Origin of the sequence: Streptomyces sp. AA4, from assembly GCF_000158875.1 — a bacterium.
GTDB lineage: Bacteria > Actinomycetota > Actinomycetes > Mycobacteriales > Pseudonocardiaceae > Amycolatopsis.
Window position 1 is genome coordinate 5785996 of sequence record NZ_GG657746.1, and the last position, 16051, is coordinate 5802046.

The window sequence follows — 16051 nt, forward strand, 5'->3', positions numbered from 1 at the left end:
TGCGTTTCCGGCCGGAAACTGTCCGTTCGGGTCCGGGCGGCTCGGGAATTGTCGGGGCCATGGGGTAGACCGGGGACGTGGACACCACCGAAGCTCTACGGACCCGCGCGGAGACCCTCCTCCGCGCGCTCGCCGGAGACAACGCCGCCCTCCGAGAGGACCAGTGGACCGCCATCGAGGCACTGGTCGCGCACCACCGGCGCGCGCTCGTCGTGCAGCGCACCGGCTGGGGGAAGTCGGCCGTGTACTTCCTGGCCACCGCGCTGCTGCGGGAACAGGGAGCGGGGCCGACGGTCATCGTGTCGCCGCTGCTCGCCCTGATGCGCAACCAGATCTCCGCCGCCGCCCGGGCGGGGATCCACGCGGCCACGATCAACTCGGCGAACGCGCAGGAGTGGGACCAGGTCCAGGCGTCGGTGGCCGCGGGCGAGGTGGACGTGCTGCTGGTCAGTCCGGAACGGCTGAACAACCCGGACTTCCGCGACAGCGTGCTGCCGAAGCTCACCGCGAGCGCAGGCCTGCTGGTGGTGGACGAGGCGCACTGCATTTCCGACTGGGGCCACGATTTCCGGCCGGACTACCGGCGGCTGCGCACGCTGCTGGGAGACCTGCCGGAGGGCGTGCCGGTGCTGGCCACCACCGCGACCGCGAATGACCGCGTGGCCACGGACGTCGCCGAGCAGCTCGGCATCGGCGGCGAGACGGACACGCTCGTGCTGCGCGGTCCGCTCGACCGGGAAAGCCTGCGGCTGGCGGTCGCCGAACTGCCCAGCGACGAGGCACGGCTCGCTTGGCTCGCCGAGCACCTGGCGGAGCTGCCCGGGTCGGGCATCATCTACACGCTCACCGTCGCCGCCGCGCACGACGTCACCGCGCTGCTGTCCGATCGCGGCTATCCGGTGGCCGCCTACACCGGGAAAACCGATCCGGCCGACCGCCAGGCCGCGGAGGACGACCTGCTGGAGAACCGGGTCAAGGCGCTCGTGGCGACGTCGGCGCTCGGCATGGGGTTCGACAAGCCGGACCTCGGGTTCGTGGTGCACCTCGGCGCGCCGTCGTCGCCGATCGCCTACTACCAGCAGGTCGGCCGCGCCGGTCGCGGCGTCGAGCGGGCCGAGGTGGTGCTGCTGCCCGGACGGGAGGACAAGGCGATCTGGGCGTACTTCGGGTCGCTGGCGTTCCCGGACGAACTGCGGGTCACGCAGGTGCTCAACGCGCTCGCGTACGCCGACCGTCCACTTTCGACAGCCGCGCTGGAGCCGTCGGTCGAGCTCTCCCGGTCCCGTCTGGAGATGGTGCTGAAAGTGCTCGATGTGGACGGTGCGGTGCGCCGGGTGCGCGGCGGCTGGGAAAGCACCGGGCAGCCGTGGGAGTACGACCGGGAACGGTACGAACGCGTCGGCGTCGCGCGGGCGGCCGAGCAGGAGGCGATGCTCGGGTACATCCGCACGGCCGGGTGCCGGATGGAGTACCTGCGGCGGCAGCTCGACGACCCGGAGGCAGCGCCGTGCGGCCGGTGCGACAACTGCACCGGCGAGCACTGGAGCACGGCGGTGTCCGAGGAAATCGCCGGGGCCACGCGGGAACGGCTGGACCGGCCCGGCGTTGAGGTGGCGCCGCGCAAGCAGTGGCCCAGCGGGATGAAGGGGCTCGACGTGCCGCTGTCGGGCCGGATCAAGACGGAGGAGCAGGCCGAGCCGGGACAGGCGCTGGGCCGGCTCACGGACGTGGGCTGGGGCGGCCGGTTGCGCGAACTGCTCGGCCCGGGCGCGCCGGACGCCGAGGTCCCCGACTCGGTGTTCGACGCGTGCGTGAAGGTGCTCGCGGGATGGCAGTGGGCGCAACGCCCGGTGGCGGTGGTGGCGATCCCGTCGGCGACGCGTCCGCAATTGGTCGACAGCCTCGCGCTGCGGCTGTCGGCGATCGGCCGGCTGGACTATCTGGGAGAGCTGGCGTCGGCCGGACCGCCGCCGCGGCAAGCGAACAGCGCCCAGCGACTGGCCGATCTGTGGCGGCGGCTGAGCCTGCCGGAGGACGTGGCGGCGAACGTCGCGCAAACGCGCGGGCCGGTGCTGCTGGTGGACGACCTGATCGACACCGGCTGGACGATGACGCTGGCGGCCCGGCTGCTGCGCAAGGCCGGGGCGGAGGGGGTGTTGCCGTTCGCGTTGGCGACTACTGCTTGAGGTGCGCTGGGATCGGGCTGGCCGGGTTGGCTTGGTGGCCGGGGGCGGCGGCTGGCGAGTGCGCTCCGCCAAGCAGCCCGGCGGTCGGCCTCGGCCAGAGCGGTTTGCGCATCCGTGTCGCCGATCAGCCACCACACGACGGCTGGCCATCGTGCGGTGGCTGACCGCTCCTCCGCTCAATCTCCGGCGGCCGCCGCCCGCGTCGCTTCGCATGGCGGCCGGTCGCGCTGCCAGCTCCCGTCCGATGCCGCCCGCGTCGCTTCGCACGGCAACCGCTCGCGCTGCCAGCTACCGTCCGGTGCCGCCCGCGTCGCTTCGCACGGCGGCCGGTCGCGCCGCCGCTCAATCTCCGGCCGTCACCCGCGTCCGTCGCCCGTCCCCGCACGGCAACCGGCCGCGCAACGACCCGTCCCGGGTACGGCAGCTATCCGCGCCGTCTCCCGGATCACCGCACGATCCCCTGCGGCCAAAGCACTCCCGCATCACCCACCGCAGTGGGACATGCACTAACTGCCATCCTTTGCCGAGATCTACCGATCTCCGGGCATTTCTGGCAAAGTCCCGTTCCACCCGTGCGGACGTGTGGAGGTTGCCGATGGCCGGTCCTGCGACCGAAGGCGTTGCCCGGCATCGGTTGCCGGTGCGGAAGTTGTTCGCTGCCAGTGCGGGCAACGCGCTCGAGTGGTTCGACTGGACGATCTACGCGACCTTCAGCATCTACTTCGCCGGCGCGTTCTTCCCTCCCGGCAACGAAACGCTCGCCCTGATCAACACGTTCGCCACCTACGCGCTCGCGTTCTTCTTCCGGCCGCTCGGCGGCGTGCTGCTCGGGCGGTTCGCCGACGTGCACGGGCGCAAGCCCGCCATGATCCTCACCATTTCGCTGATGGCGGGCGGGTCCGTCGCGATCGGGGTGCTTCCCACGTTCGCGCAGGTCGGCTGGCTGGCTCCGATCCTCCTGCTGCTCGCGCGGATCGCGCAGGGGCTTTCGCTCGGCGGCGAGGTGTCGAACGCTTCCGCGTACCTCGGCGAGGTCGCGCCCAAGGAGCGGCGGGGGCGGTACTCCGCCTTCTTCTACATTTCCACCGGGTCCGCCGTCCTCATCGCGACCGTCCTCGGCTTCGTGCTCGCCCGCACCATGGACAAGGCGCACCTCACCTCGTTCGGCTGGCGGATTCCGTTCCTGCTCGGCGGCGTGCTCGGACTGGTCGGGCTGTGGCTGCGCCGCAGTCTCGCGGAAACCGAGCTGTACCACGAGAAAAAGGACGTCGCACGACAAGTTCGGCGGCCGTTGCTCACCACGATCACCCAGCATCCGCGCGCGGTCGGGCAGCTCATCGGGTTCTCGATGCTCAACACGCTGTGCTACTACACGTTCTTCAGCGCCCTCCCGTCGTTCGCGGTCAAGGGGCGCGGCGCGAACGACGTCGACACGTTCCTCGCGCTTTCCGTCGCGACCGCGCTGTTCGTCGTCCTCCAGTACCCGATGGGCGCGCTCGCCGACCGGTACGGGCGGCGGCCTCAGCTGCTCGTCTGGTCCGCGGCGACCGCGCTGGTGATCGTGCCGCTCTCCTACCTCGTGCGGCCCGGGATCGGGAATCTGCTCATCGTGTTCTGTGTCGGCCTCGCGCTCTACACCGCGATGACCTCGCTCGCGCCGGCGATCATGAGCGAGCTCTTCCCCACCGAACTGCGCGGGCTCGGCATCGGCGCCTGGTACAACCTGACCGTCGCCGTGTTCGGCGGCACCGCGCCGCTCGTGCTCAGCGCGCTGTCCGCGGCGGGCGCGGCCACGGCCTTCTTCTGGTACGTCGCGGGCGGAGCCGTGATCGCGTTCGTCGTGATCCTCCGGATGCCCGAAACGAAGGGCAGCGAACTGCGGTAAACCCGTTCGCGCGCGGTCGGTAGGCTTCACCGATCGACTACGCGAAGGAGGGACACCGTGCGCAAGCCCGAGGTTAGTGAGGAACTGGCCCGACGCGTGGTGGCCGCGCTCCGCCGCGCGTTCGACGTCGACCTCGACCCGTCCGCGGCGCTCGTCGCGGTGTCCACTCGCGACGGTGTCGACTACCAGTGCAACCTGGCGATGAGCCTCGGCAAGCGGCTCGGCAAACCGCCGCGCGAGGTCGCGGCCGGGATCGTCGAGAACCTGGAGCTGGACGGCGTCGCCGACCGGCCCGAGATCGCCGGGCCCGGGTTCCTGAACTTCGTGCTGCGCCGCGAATGGCTCGAGCAGCGCGTCGCCGAGCAGGCGCGCGACGACCGGCTGGGCGTCCCGGAAACCGAGCAGCCGCGCCGGGTCGCGCTCGATTACAGCAGTCCCAACGTGGCCAAGGAAATGCACGTCGGGCACCTGCGCTCCACGGTGCTCGGCGACGCGATCAGCAGGCTGCTGCGCGTCGTCGGGCACGAGGTGCTGCCGCACAACCACCTCGGCGACTGGGGCACGCCGTTCGGCATGCTCATCGAGCACCACCTGGACGAACCGTCCGGCGACCGCAGCGACCTCAACGCGTTCTACCAGGCCGCGCGCCGGAAGTTCGACGCCGACGAGGCCTTCGCGACCCGCTCCCGCGAGCGCGTCGTGAAGCTCCAGAGCGGCGACCCGGACACGCTCGCCTTCTGGCAGGAACTGGTCGACGAGTCGACAAGGCACTTCAACGCGGCCTACCGCCAACTCGGCATCACGCTCACCGACGACGACATCTACGGCGAGAGCTTCTACAACCCGTACCTGGGCGAGGTCGTCGACGAACTCGAAGCCGACGGGCTGACCGAAATCAGCGACGGCGCGGTCTGTGTGTTCCCCGAAGGCTTCGCCAACCGCGAAGGCGACCGGCTCCCGCTCATCGTCCGCAAGCGCGACGGCGGCTACGGCTACGCGGCCACCGACCTCGCCACCATCCGGTACTGGACCGCGGAACGCGGCGCGACCGACCTGCTGTACGTCGTCGGCACCCCGCAGGCACAGCATTTCGCGATGATCTTCGCGGTGGCCCGCGCGGCCGGCTGGCTCGACGGCGTGCACGCCGAGCACATCGGGTTCGGCTCGATCCTCGGCGCGGACGGCAAGGTGATGCGCACCCGCGCCGGCGAGACGATCAAGCTCGCCAACCTGCTCGACGAAGCGGTCGCGCAGGCCGCGGAAGTCGTTGCCGAGCGCAGTGAACTCAGCGAGGAAGAGCAGCGGGAGGTCGCGCGCGCAGTCGGAATCGGCGCGGTGAAGTACGCCGACCTGTCCAGCGACCGCGAGCGCGACTACGTGTTCGACTGGGACCGCATGCTCGCCAAGGACGGCAACACGTCCGTCTACCTGCAGTACGCGCACGCGCGGATCGAGTCGATTCTCGCCAAAGCAGGCGAAACCGACGACAACGCGCCAGTCGTGCTTCAAGAACCGGCGGAACGCGCGCTCGCGCTGACGCTGCTGCGGTTCAGCGAAGCGATCAGCGCGGCGACATCCGCGTACGCGCCGCACAAGCTCTGTACGTACCTGTACGACACCGCGGTCACGTTCTCGCGCTTCTACGAACAGTGCCCGGTGCTGACCGCGGAAACGCCGGAGCTGCGGGCTTCGCGGGTACAGCTGGCCAAGCTCACGTCGCGCACGCTCGTGCAGGGCTTGGCGTTGCTCGGCATCGAGGCCCCGCGCCGCCTCTGACTCACCGGCCGAACTGTCCGATGTGGACGAGCGCCATCAACGTGTCGGCGACCTCGGCCACCGCTTTCCCCCGCGCGGCGGGCGGCAGTTCACCGCACCACGTCGGCGCCTGGCTCATCGCGGCGTGCATGCACTGCAGCACGGTGTCGACGCTGGTGACGGTGAACTCGCCGCTCGCCAGGCCTTCTTCGATCAGCGCGCGGAACAGCGCGTCGTGGCGGAGGCGGAGTTCCTTGATGCGCTCGCGTTGCGCGCTCGGCCATTCGCGCGGCATCAGGAACAGCCGCAGCGCCGCCGGATAGTCGTTGACCGCGATCGTGACGTGCTCGTGGATGAGCGCGCGCAATCGGACCTCCGGCGTGCCCTCAGTGCGCTCGAGCAGTTGCTCCAGCCGGGCCGTCCACTCGTCGCCGAGCGTCTCGATCGCCGCCGTGCCCAGCTCGTCCTTGCTGGAGAAGTAGTAGTACAGCGAGCCCTTCGTGACGTCGAGGCGCTCGGCGACGTGCTCCAGGCTCACCGCGTCGTAGCCGCGCTCGCCGAACAGCTCGGCCGCCGCCGTCAGGATCTCCTGGATCCGCTTGCCCCGCTTGCGCCGCACGCGCTCGGACGGCGGTTTCACCGCGCCCATCCTGCTCCTCCCGGTTTTCCGCTGTCCCGGAAGCCTACCGGTTGACCATGAGTTCAACTCTTGACTCAACAGTCAAATTTTGTCACCGTGGTCAGACGACAGACGGGAGCGGACGATGGAGTTCGAGGACATCCGGTACGAAATCGACGGTCCGGCCGCGGTCATCACGATCGACCGGCCGGAGCGCTACAACGCCTTCCGCGGGCGGACGGTCGACGAGCTGATCAAGGCCTTCCGCTTGGCGTGGGCGGACAAGCAGGTCCAGGCGGTGATCCTCACCGGGGCCGGCGAGAAGGCGTTCTGCACCGGCGGCGACGTCAAACAGCGCGCGGAGACGGGCGACTACGGCCCGACCGAGAGCGGCATGTTCGAGATCGGCAACCTGCACAAGGTCATCCGCGACATCCCGAAGCCGGTGATCGCCGCGGTCAACGGGGTCGCGATCGGCGGCGGGCACGTGCTGCACGTCCTGTGCGACGTCACGATCGCCAGCGAAACCGCGCGGTTCGGCCAGGCCGGGCCGCGGGTCGGGTCGTTCGACGCCGGGTTCGGTTCGGCGTATCTCGCGCGCGTCGTCGGCGAGAAGAAGGCGCGCGAGATCTGGTTCTTCTGCCGCCAGTACGACGCGGCCGAGGCGGAGCGGATGGGCCTGGTCAATGCGGTCGTCCCGCCAGGCGAGCTGCTCAAGACCGCCAAGGCGTGGGCCGAGGAGGCCGCCGAGAAAAGCCCGACCGCCCTGCGGTTTCTCAAGCAGTCCTTCAACGCGGACACCGACCACCAGGCCGGACTGTCCAATTTGGCCATGTCCGCGCTCGACCTGTTCACCGCCTCGCCGGAGGGCCTGGAGGGCGCGCAAGCGTTTGCGGAGAAGCGCAAGCCGGACTTCGTCTCGCACGTGAACTGGCACTGACGATGGATTTCGCGTTCACCGACGACGAGGACGCCTACCGGCAAGAACTGCGCCGGTTCGCCATCAAAGTCCTTGCGCCGCACTATCAATCCGACGACAAGGCGGCGACGTTGCGCCCGCAGCTCGTCGCGGACCTGGCCTCGATGGGCCTGACCGGCCTGCGCATCCCGGAACGGCACGGCGGCCAGGAGGCCAGCGCGGTCGTCGCCGGGATGGCGGCCGAGGAGGTCGCGCGCGGCGACTTCAACGCGGCTTACCTGATCATCGTCAGCGCGCTGGTCAGCGACATCCTCACCCGCAACGCGACCGAGGAGCAGCAGGCGGCGTGGCTGCCGCCGATCGCGTCCGGCGAAGTCGTGCCCGCGTTCTGCATCACCGAACCCGGGCACGGCACGGACGCCGCGACGCTGGAGATGAAGGCCGAGCCGGACGGGGCCGGCTGGCGGCTCACCGGCGAGAAAACGTCGATCACGCTGGGCATGTCCGCCGACGTCGCGCTCGTGCTCGCCCGCACCGGCGGCCCCGGCGCCCGCGGGGTAAGCGCGTTCTGGGTCGAACTGGACGACGCGTACGTCTCGCGGGCGGCGTTCGACGACCTCGGCAGCCGGGCGATCGGCCGGGCCTCCCTGCACTTCGACGGACTGCCCGTCCCGAAGGAAGCGTTGGTCGGCGGCGAAGGCCACGGGTTCGTCTCCGTGATGCAGGGCTTCGACTATTCACGCGCGATCATCGGGCTCGCTTGCCTTGGCGCAGCACAGGTTTCGCTCGACGAGGCACTGCAGTGGTCCCGCGACCGCGAGGCGTTCGGCAGTCCGATCGGCACCTTCCAGGGTGTCGCGTTCCCGCTCGCCGAGCAGGCGACGTACCTGCGTGGCGCCCGGCACGTCTGTTACGAGGCGTTGTGGCGCAAGGACAACGACGTCGAGCACAGCACCGAGGCCGCGATGGCGAAGTTCTGGGCGCCGAAGCTCGCCGCCGAGACGATCCACCAGTGCCTCCTGACGTTCGGGCACCTCGGGTACTCCAGCGAAAGCCCGGTCGGGCAACGGCTTCGCGACGTGATCGGCCTCGAAATCGGCGACGGCACCGCGCAGGTGTCGAAGCTTGTCATCGCGCGCAACCTGCTGGGCCGCGCCTACGCACCCTGATGGAGAAAACATGCTGAAGGACAAAGTCATCATCGTGACCGGCGCAGGTCAGGGCATCGGCCGCGGCATCGCCGAGAAGCTGGCCGCCGAGGGCGCGACCGTCGTGGTCAGCGACCTCAACGAGACCACGGCGAAGGAAACCGCGGCCGCGATCGGCGGGATCGGCATAAAGACCGACGTGACCTCGCCGGAATCCGTCGCCGCCGCGGTCGAGCAGGTCCGCGCGCAGTTCGGCCGGATCGACGTGCTGGTCAACAACGCCGGATGGGACAAAGCCGGCCCGTTCGTGGAGTCCGATCGCGCCGATTGGGACCGCGTCGTGCAGATCAACCTCTACGGCGTGCTCAACACGTGCCGCGAGGTGCTGCCGGTGATGGTCGAGCAGGGCTTCGGCTCGGTGGTCAACATCGCCTCCGACGCCGGTCGGGTCGGCTCGTCGGGCGAGGCGGTGTACTCGGCGGCGAAGGGCGGCATCATCGCGTTCACGAAGTCGATCGCCCGGGAACTGGCGCGCAACACGGTCAACGCCAACGTCGTCTGTCCCGGTCCTGCCGACACCCAACTGTTCGCCTCGCTCGGCGGCGACAACCCGAAACTGCGCGAAGCGCTGACGAAAGCCATCCCGTTCCGCCGGCTCGCGCAGCCGTCCGACATCGCGAACGTGGTCGCCTTCCTGGCCTCCGACGAGGCCGCCTACGTCACCGGCCAGACCGTCAGCGTCAGCGGCGGCCTCACGATGAGCTGACCCGGAGCCCGCCATGCCGTTCGCGACGATCCTCGACGACGAGACGATCGAAGCCCACACCCGCGCCGGGTACTGGGTGAACCGGACCATCACCGACTACCTCGACGACGCCGCCGCGGCCGCGCCGGACAAGACCGCGTTCGTCGATTCGCAGCGCAGCATCACGTTCGGCCAGCTCAAACGGGAGGTCGACCGGTGCGCGCTCGGGCTGCTGGAACTGGGCGTCCGGCCCGGCGACGTCGTGTCGTTCCAGCTGCCGAACCGGATCGAGTGGATCGTCGTGCACTACGCGGCGAGCCGGATCGGCGCGGTCAGCAATCCCCTCATCCCGATCTACCGGGACCGCGAGGTCGGCTTCATGGTGGCGCTCGCGAGGTCAAAAGTCCTGGTGATCCCGCGGGAATTCCGCGGTTTCGACTATCCGGCGATGGCGCGGCGGCTCCGTCCGCAGTGGCCGGAACTGGAGCACGTGCTGGTGGTCGGGTCGTCCTGGGACGAGTTCGCCGCGACGCCCTGGGAGCAACGGCGCGAACTGCCGTCCTGGCGGCCGGATCCCAACGACGTCACCCTGCTGATCTTCACCTCCGGCACCACCGGCGAGCCCAAGGGCGTGATGCACACCCACAACACCGCGGTCGCGGCGAACAATCCGCTCCCCCAGCGACTCGGCATCACCTCCGACAGCGTCCTGCACATGGCTTCGACGCTCGCGCATCTCACTGGTTTCCTTTACGGCGCAAGGCTCGGCGTGCAGAACGGTGCGACGTGCGTGTTGCAAGACGTGTGGGATGCCGCGCGGTTCGTGGAGCTGGTCGCCGAACACGGCATCACCTACACCTCCGCCGCCACGCCGTTCCTGCACGACCTGTTGTCCGCACCGAATCTCGCCGAGCACGATCTCAGCTCCCTGCAACGGTTCTGCTGCATGGGCGCGCCGATCCCCCGCGCGCTCGTGCGGCAGGCACGCCGGAAACTCCCCGGACTCGTCGTGCTCGGCGGCTGGGGGCAGAGCGAGGACGCGCTGGTCACGCTCGGCATCCCGGGCGATCCGGACGACAAGCTGATCGACACCGACGGTTATCCGTGGCCCGGAATGCGGATCCGGGTCGTCGACGCGGACGGGACCGAACTGCCGCCGGGCGCCGAGGGCCGGCTGCAGGTCGCCGGGCCGTTCCTGTTCGTCGGCTACGCGGAACGGCTCGAGCTGGCCCGCGAGAGTTTCACCGGCGATTGGTTCGACACCGGCGACCTCGCGGCTGTCGACGCCGACGGCTATCTCCGCATCGCCGGCCGCACCAAGGACGTGATCATCCGCGGCGGAGAGAACATCCCGGTCGCGTACGTGGAGAACGTCCTTTACGAACACCCGGACGTCGAGGCGGTCGCCGTGGTCGCGGTCGCCGATCCGCGGCTGCAGGAACGCGCGTGCGCCTGCCTCGTGCTCACCCCCGGTGCTTCCTTGGATCTGGAGAAGCTGCGCGGCTTTCTCGCCGAGAAGGGCGTCGCCAAACAGTACTGGCCGGAGCGCGTGGAGCTGTTTCCGGACCTTCCCCGGACCGCCAGCGGCAAAATCCAGAAGTTCCAGCTCCGCGCGCTGGTGGACAAACAGAGCGGGACCGGTCCCCAGCCGCTTCAGTAGCTTCGGGCGCGAGAGAGGGGAGAATCTCGTGTCCCGCGACGATCCCGACTACACCCGCGCCCTCGCGCTGGTCGAGGAAGCAGTCTCCCGGCTGCGCGGCCCGATCCGGCGCGAACGGCGACGGCTGCGCTGGGAGCGGTGGTGCAAGCGTCCGTACTACCGCTTCGAACCGGACGGCAAGAAACCACAGCTCGTGCACCTCGCCGGACTGCGGGTGATTCCGTTGTGGACAATCGAAGGCCCCGGGATTGCCGAGCGTTGCCCGGTGCCCACGCGCCGCCGGTTCACGATCGGGTGGCGCTGGCTCGTGCGGCACGACTACGACGAGTACCGAGTGCCGATCTCGCTCGTCGCCGACGCGAGCGGCCAGGCCGTGCTGATCGCGCCGGGCGGCCGAACGTTCACCGCGGACGAAACCGGATGGCAAACCCTGGCCGCACTTCTGTACACGGAGTACGCCATGCCGCCGGGCGGACGCTGGTACAGCGCGGGCTGAGGTCAGCGGCGCAGCCTCCGCCGCAGCGAAAGTCCCGCTCCCACCGCGGCCATCGACGCACGCATGACTCCGCGACTGAAGCGGCTCTCGGTGACGAACTGTCCGGCGCTGCGCAGCGAACCGCGCACCTGCGGGTACGCGTACTTCCGCATCTGCCGCTCGTAGTCGGCCACTGCGGCGGTCACGTCGCCGCCGCGGGAAAGGTTGCGGCACAACACTTGTGCGTCACGGAGGGCGATGTTCGCGCCGATGCCGCGGAAGGGCGTCATGCTGTGCACGGCGTCGCCGAGCAGGGTGACCGGACCGGTTTCCCACTCGCGGACCGGCACCGACGTGCGGATCGGCAGCACGGCCACCGTCGCGTCCGGCGAATCCCGCACCAGGCGGCTGAACGCGGGATGCCAGTCGCGGAGCCGGTCGAGAATCAGCGCACGGAGCGCGGGAGGGTCCAATTCGGCGAGGCCGGCCGGGAAATGCGTGGCTTTCGCGCCGTAGGTCCACATCACGTAGCTGCTGGTGTTGTCGAACAGCACCGGGTCGACGGTCGCGGTCTCGTCGTTGACCGAAGCGGCCGGGAATTCGTGCGGTGCGGTGAACATCCCGCAGCCCGCCGGCGGCAGCACGAGCGTCGGGGCGGTCGCCAGTCGTCGCGGAAGCAGCGCGCGGGACTCTTCGGTCAGCGGGAATTTGCCGATGACGTTCCGGATTCCGGTGTCGACCCGCTTCGCGTGCGGCAACAACTGCGCGCGGACCCGGGAACTCGCGCCGTCCGCGCCGACGACCAGATCCGCCTCGGCAGTGGTGCCGTCCGCGAAATGCAGGCCGACGCCTTTGGCATCGGTCTCGTAGCGCACGAATTCCTTGTCGTACCAGAGGATTCCGTCCAGTCCGGACGACAGCACCTGGTGCAGCGAAATCCGGCTGACCGAATGGTGCGCGGCGGCCGGATTCGAGCTGGGCGGCGGGTCGAAGGCCGCCAACTCGCGCATCTTCTCGGTGACGAAACCGAACGTGCCCTCGCTTGCCCCCGTGGTGGCCAGGAACCGCTCCCACGCCGCCGGCGGAAGGCACTCGTGCAGCGCGGCGGAGCCCATCGGCGCGATGTGCACGCGGTAGCCCTGCAGCCGCTCGGTCCGCGTGCGGCTGCGCTCGTACACCGCCACCTCGATCCCCGCCCGGGACAGGCCGTGCGCCAGGCACAGTCCGCCGGTGCCGCCGCCCACTACCGCCACCTTGATCTTCTTCACGGTCGTTCCTCTCCTCGACTGGATCCAGAATCATCCATGCAGATGATTACGTCAACCCACAGGATGATTATCCGTCGGTTAGGCTGCTGAGGTGTCCGAGACGACCCCGCGCCGCGCGCCGCGCCCTGGCGAGCGTCAGCGCGATCCCGAACGCACGAAGGCTCGCATTTTCGAGGCGGCGAAAGCCGAATTCGGCAGCAAGGGGTACGCGGCCGCGCGGGTCAGCGACATCGCCCAGCGCGCCGGGGTGAACAAACAGCTGATCTCTTACTACTTCGGCGGCAAGGAAGGGCTGTACACCGAGGTCGCGAGCGAACCATTCGCCGGGTTCTCGTCGATGACCACTCCGGACCGTCCGCTCGCGGACGTGCTCGCGGACTTCGCCCGGAGCGGGCTCTCCGACCAGGACCAGGCCCGGTTGTTCCTGCGGGAGAACATGGCCGAGGGCGCCTCGAACGGAGCGGGCGCGCAGGCGCAGCGCGAGTTCCTGCAAGGCCAGCTCAAGTACATGCGCGCGCGGCAGGAAGCGGGCGACTTTCCGTCCGATGTGGACCCGAAGACGCTGCTCCTGATGCTGATGGCGGCGGCCAGCGCACCGACGGCGCTGCCCCGGGTCGCGGAAGCGCTCACCGGGGAGGACCCGTCGTCAGAGTCCTTTGTGGAGTATTACGCCGAGCAGTTGGCCCGGGTGGCTCGGCATCTCGCGGGGTCTTAGCGGCGGAGCGGGACGAGATCGTCCGCGTGGACGACCTCCCGGCGATGCTCCACCGGGACCTCGTGGCTCGACCGTCCGATCAACGCAGGCAGCTCCCCCGCGTCGAAGCCCACCACGCCGCGCGCTACCGGGACGTCTGCCGCGTCCACCAGGTCCACGACGTCGCCTGCTTCGAAATCGCCGTCCACGCCGGTGATTCCCGCTGCCAGCAGCGAGCGGCGGCGGAGGATCGCGCGGACCGCGCCGTCGTCCAGGCGGAGGCGGCCGGAGGTGTCGGCGGCGTACCCGAGCCAGAAGCGGCGGGCGGACAGGCGGGTGTCGGCGGGCGCGAACGCGGTGCCGACGTTCGCCTCGCGCAGCGCGTCCCCGGCGTCGGCGGCAGCGGCCAGCAGCACCGGGATTCCGGCGCCGGCCGCGGTGCGCGCCGCGGACAGCTTCGAGACCATGCCGCCGGTACCCAGGCCCGAGGACGACATGCCGACCGCGATGCCCTCCACATCGGACTCGCCGCGCACCTCGGTGATCTTGCGGGTCGCGCCGTCGCGCGGGTCGCCGTCGTACAGACCGTCTACATCGGACAGCAGGACCAGTGCGTCGGCGCCGACGAGGTGCGCCACCAAAGCAGCGAGCCGGTCGTTGTCGCCGAAGCGGATCTCTTGCGTGGCAACGGTGTCGTTCTCGTTCACGACCGGCACCGCGCCGAGCGCGAGCAGGCGGGAGAACGTGCGTTGTGCGTTGCGGTAGTGCGCGCGGCGGACGACGTCGTCCGAAGTGAGCAGCACCTGCCCGACCGTCAGCGAATAACGGCCGAACGATTCCGCGTACGCGTGCGCCAGCGCGAGCTGTCCGACGCTCGCCGCGGCCTGCTGGGTGGCCAGGTCGCGCGGGCGTTTGCCCAGCTTCAACGGCGCGAGCCCGGCGCCGATCGCGCCCGAGGACACGAGGACGATCTGCGCGTCGCGGGCCACGCGGTCCGCGATGGCGTCGACGAGCGCGTCCAGGCGAGCCACGTCGAGTCCGCTGCCCGCGGTGGTCAATGCCGAGGACCCGACCTTGACGACCAGCCGGCGGGCTTCCGCGATCTCCTGCCGCGTGCCGCTCACCGGTCGCGCTCCGCCTGCTCCTCGTCGTCCCACACGTCGTCCAGTTCGGCGTCGACGGACGGGGCGGCCTCCTCTTCGACCAGGTCCTCGTCCTCGCCGGTGCCGTCGCGGCGCACGCGGCGGGCTTCCTTGCGCTCGGACGCGCTGACGCGGTCGGTGCGCTCCAGCCGCACGTCCGTGCCGCGGCCGGACAGGTGCACCGCGACGCCCGGGGTCGAGGGCTGCCATTCGAACTGGATGTCGCCGATGGTGACCGGGCTGCCCGGGCGGGCGCCGTTCTTCGCCAGCGCCTCCTCGACGCCGAGCCGGTTGAGCCGGTCCGCGAGGTAGCCGACGGCCTCGTCGTTGGCGAAGTTCGTCTGCCGAATCCACCGCTCGGGGCGCGACCCGCGGACGATGAACCCGCCTTCCTCCTCCGGATCGCGCTCGACGGTGAACCCGCTGTCGTCGATCGCGTGCGGGTGCAGCACGATTTTCTCCGGCTCCAGCACCGGCTGCGCCTCGCGGTAAGCCTCGACGACCTCCGCCAGCGCGAAGGTCAGCTCCTTGAGGCCCTTGCGCGAAGCGGTGGACACCTCGAACACGCGCAGCCCGCGAGCCTCCAGGTCGGGGCGCACGAACTCGGCCAGCTCGGCGGCTTCCGGGATGTCGATCTTGTTCAGCACCACCACGCGCGGGCGTTCCTCGAGCTTGCCGCCCAGCCCCGGTGTGTAGCGGGCCAGCTCCTCCTCGAGAGCGTCCACATCGGACAGCGGATCGCGGCCGGGCTCCAGCGTCGCGCAGTCGACCACGTGCACCAGCACGGCGCAGCGTTCGATGTGGCGCAGGAAGTCCAGTCCGAGGCCGCGGCCCTCGGACGCGCCCGGGATCAGGCCCGGCACGTCGGCCATGGTGAACACCGACGACCCGGCGGTGATGACGCCGAGGTTCGGCACGAGCGTGGTGAACGGGTAGTCGGCGATCTTCGGCTTCGCCGCGGACAGCACGGAAATCAGCGACGACTTGCCCGCGGACGGGAAGCCGAGCAGGCCGACGTCGGCGACCGAACGCAGCTCCAGCACGAGGTTGCGGCTCTCGCCGGGCTCGCCGAGCAGCGCGAACCCGGGCGCCTTGCGGGCCTTCGACGCGAGCGCGGCGTTGCCGAGCCCGCCGCGGCCGCCCTGCGCGGCGACGAACCGGGTGCCGGGGGTGGTGAGGTCCGCGACGAGTTCGCCGTCCTCGGTGAACACGACGGTGCCCGGCGGGACCTTCATCTCGAGGCCCTCGCCCGCGGCGCCGTTGCGGTTGCTGCCCATGCCCATTTTGCCGTTGCCGGCGCGGGCGTGCGGACGGAAGTGGAAGTCGAGGAGGGTGTGCACGTTGGCGTCGACGACGAGCGTGACGTCACCGCCGTTGCCGCCGTTGCCGCCGTCCGGGCCGCCGAGCGGCTTGAACTTTTCGCGGTGCACCGAGGCACAGCCGTTTCCCCCGTCCCCGGCGGTCAGATGGATGACCGCGCGGTCCACGAACCGGGACGCCATGGTTCTGCCTCACTTCACGTGCGAAAAAAGTATCCGGACAAAAACAAACGAGG

The 16051-nt window shown here is 70.1% G+C and carries 13 protein-coding genes; 9 read left to right on the plus strand and 4 right to left on the minus strand.

The window, feature by feature from the left end; all coding sequences use genetic code 11:
• Nucleotides 1-77: 77 nt before the first annotated feature.
• The 3 genes from SSMG_RS26470 to argS all read left to right on the plus strand — a co-directional run bounded on the left by SSMG_RS26470 (nt 78) and on the right by argS (nt 5847).
• Nucleotides 78-2186, plus strand: coding sequence for a RecQ family ATP-dependent DNA helicase (locus SSMG_RS26470; RefSeq protein WP_009081059.1), 2109 nt, complete (start codon nt 78-80; stop codon nt 2184-2186).
• Nucleotides 2187-2781: 595 nt separating this feature from the next.
• A complete protein-coding gene (locus SSMG_RS26475) occupies nt 2782-4071 on the plus strand; it encodes an MFS transporter (RefSeq protein WP_009081061.1) in 1290 nt (429 codons plus the stop codon).
• Nucleotides 4072-4128: 57 nt separating this feature from the next.
• On the plus strand, nt 4129-5847 hold the full coding sequence (argS, locus tag SSMG_RS26480; RefSeq protein WP_009081062.1) for an arginine--tRNA ligase: 1719 nt from the start codon (nt 4129-4131) through the stop codon (nt 5845-5847).
• Nucleotide 5848: 1 nt separating this feature from the next.
• On the opposite strand, the gene SSMG_RS26485 is transcribed toward argS, so the two are convergent.
• Entirely contained in the window at nt 5849-6475 is a 627-nt protein-coding gene (locus SSMG_RS26485; protein ID WP_009081063.1) for a TetR/AcrR family transcriptional regulator, read from the minus strand.
• A 115-nt stretch (nt 6476-6590) separates the two neighbouring features.
• On the opposite strand from SSMG_RS26485, the gene SSMG_RS26490 reads away from it, so the two are divergent.
• Genes SSMG_RS26490 through SSMG_RS26510 form a run of 5 tightly spaced genes read left to right on the plus strand, consistent with a single transcriptional unit; the run spans nt 6591 to nt 11413 of the window.
• On the plus strand, nt 6591-7385 hold the full coding sequence (locus tag SSMG_RS26490; RefSeq protein ID WP_009081064.1) for an enoyl-CoA hydratase-related protein: 795 nt from the start codon (nt 6591-6593) through the stop codon (nt 7383-7385).
• A gap of 2 nt (nt 7386-7387) precedes the next feature.
• Entirely contained in the window at nt 7388-8533 is a 1146-nt protein-coding gene (locus tag SSMG_RS26495; RefSeq protein WP_009081065.1) for an acyl-CoA dehydrogenase family protein, read from the plus strand.
• Between the two features lie 10 nt (nt 8534-8543).
• Nucleotides 8544-9278, plus strand: a complete 735-nt coding sequence (locus tag SSMG_RS26500) for an SDR family NAD(P)-dependent oxidoreductase (RefSeq protein ID WP_009081067.1) — start codon at nt 8544-8546, stop codon at nt 9276-9278.
• A 13-nt stretch (nt 9279-9291) separates the two neighbouring features.
• The gene (locus SSMG_RS26505) at nt 9292-10917 is read left to right on the plus strand and encodes an AMP-binding protein (protein WP_009081069.1); all 1626 of its coding nucleotides are present in this window, start codon (nt 9292-9294) and stop codon (nt 10915-10917) included.
• Nucleotides 10918-10945: 28 nt separating this feature from the next.
• Nucleotides 10946-11413, plus strand: coding sequence for a hypothetical protein (locus tag SSMG_RS26510; protein ID WP_009081071.1), 468 nt, complete (start codon nt 10946-10948; stop codon nt 11411-11413).
• A 2-nt stretch (nt 11414-11415) separates the two neighbouring features.
• On the opposite strand, the gene SSMG_RS26515 is transcribed toward SSMG_RS26510, so the two are convergent.
• Nucleotides 11416-12660 carry an NAD(P)/FAD-dependent oxidoreductase gene (locus SSMG_RS26515; protein WP_009081073.1) on the minus strand — a complete coding sequence of 415 codons (1245 nt, stop codon included), beginning with the start codon at nt 12658-12660 and terminating at the stop codon, nt 11416-11418.
• A 91-nt stretch (nt 12661-12751) separates the two neighbouring features.
• Here SSMG_RS26515 and SSMG_RS26520 point away from each other — a divergent pair, with 91 nt between their 5' ends.
• The gene (locus tag SSMG_RS26520; protein WP_009081075.1) at nt 12752-13375 is read left to right on the plus strand and encodes a TetR/AcrR family transcriptional regulator; all 624 of its coding nucleotides are present in this window, start codon (nt 12752-12754) and stop codon (nt 13373-13375) included.
• Here SSMG_RS26520 and proB read toward each other — a convergent pair.
• Nucleotides 13372-14478: a glutamate 5-kinase gene (gene proB / locus SSMG_RS26525; protein ID WP_009081078.1), complete on the minus strand. Its 1107-nt coding sequence runs from the start codon at nt 14476-14478 to the stop codon at nt 13372-13374. The two genes, SSMG_RS26520 and proB, sit on opposite strands and share 4 nt — an antisense overlap.
• Nucleotides 14475-15998 (minus strand): GTPase ObgE, encoded by a 1524-nt coding sequence (gene obgE, locus SSMG_RS26530; protein WP_009081080.1) that lies wholly within the window; start codon nt 15996-15998, stop codon nt 14475-14477. The genes proB and obgE overlap by 4 nt, the downstream gene beginning before the upstream one ends.
• Nucleotides 15999-16051 lie beyond the last annotated feature (53 nt).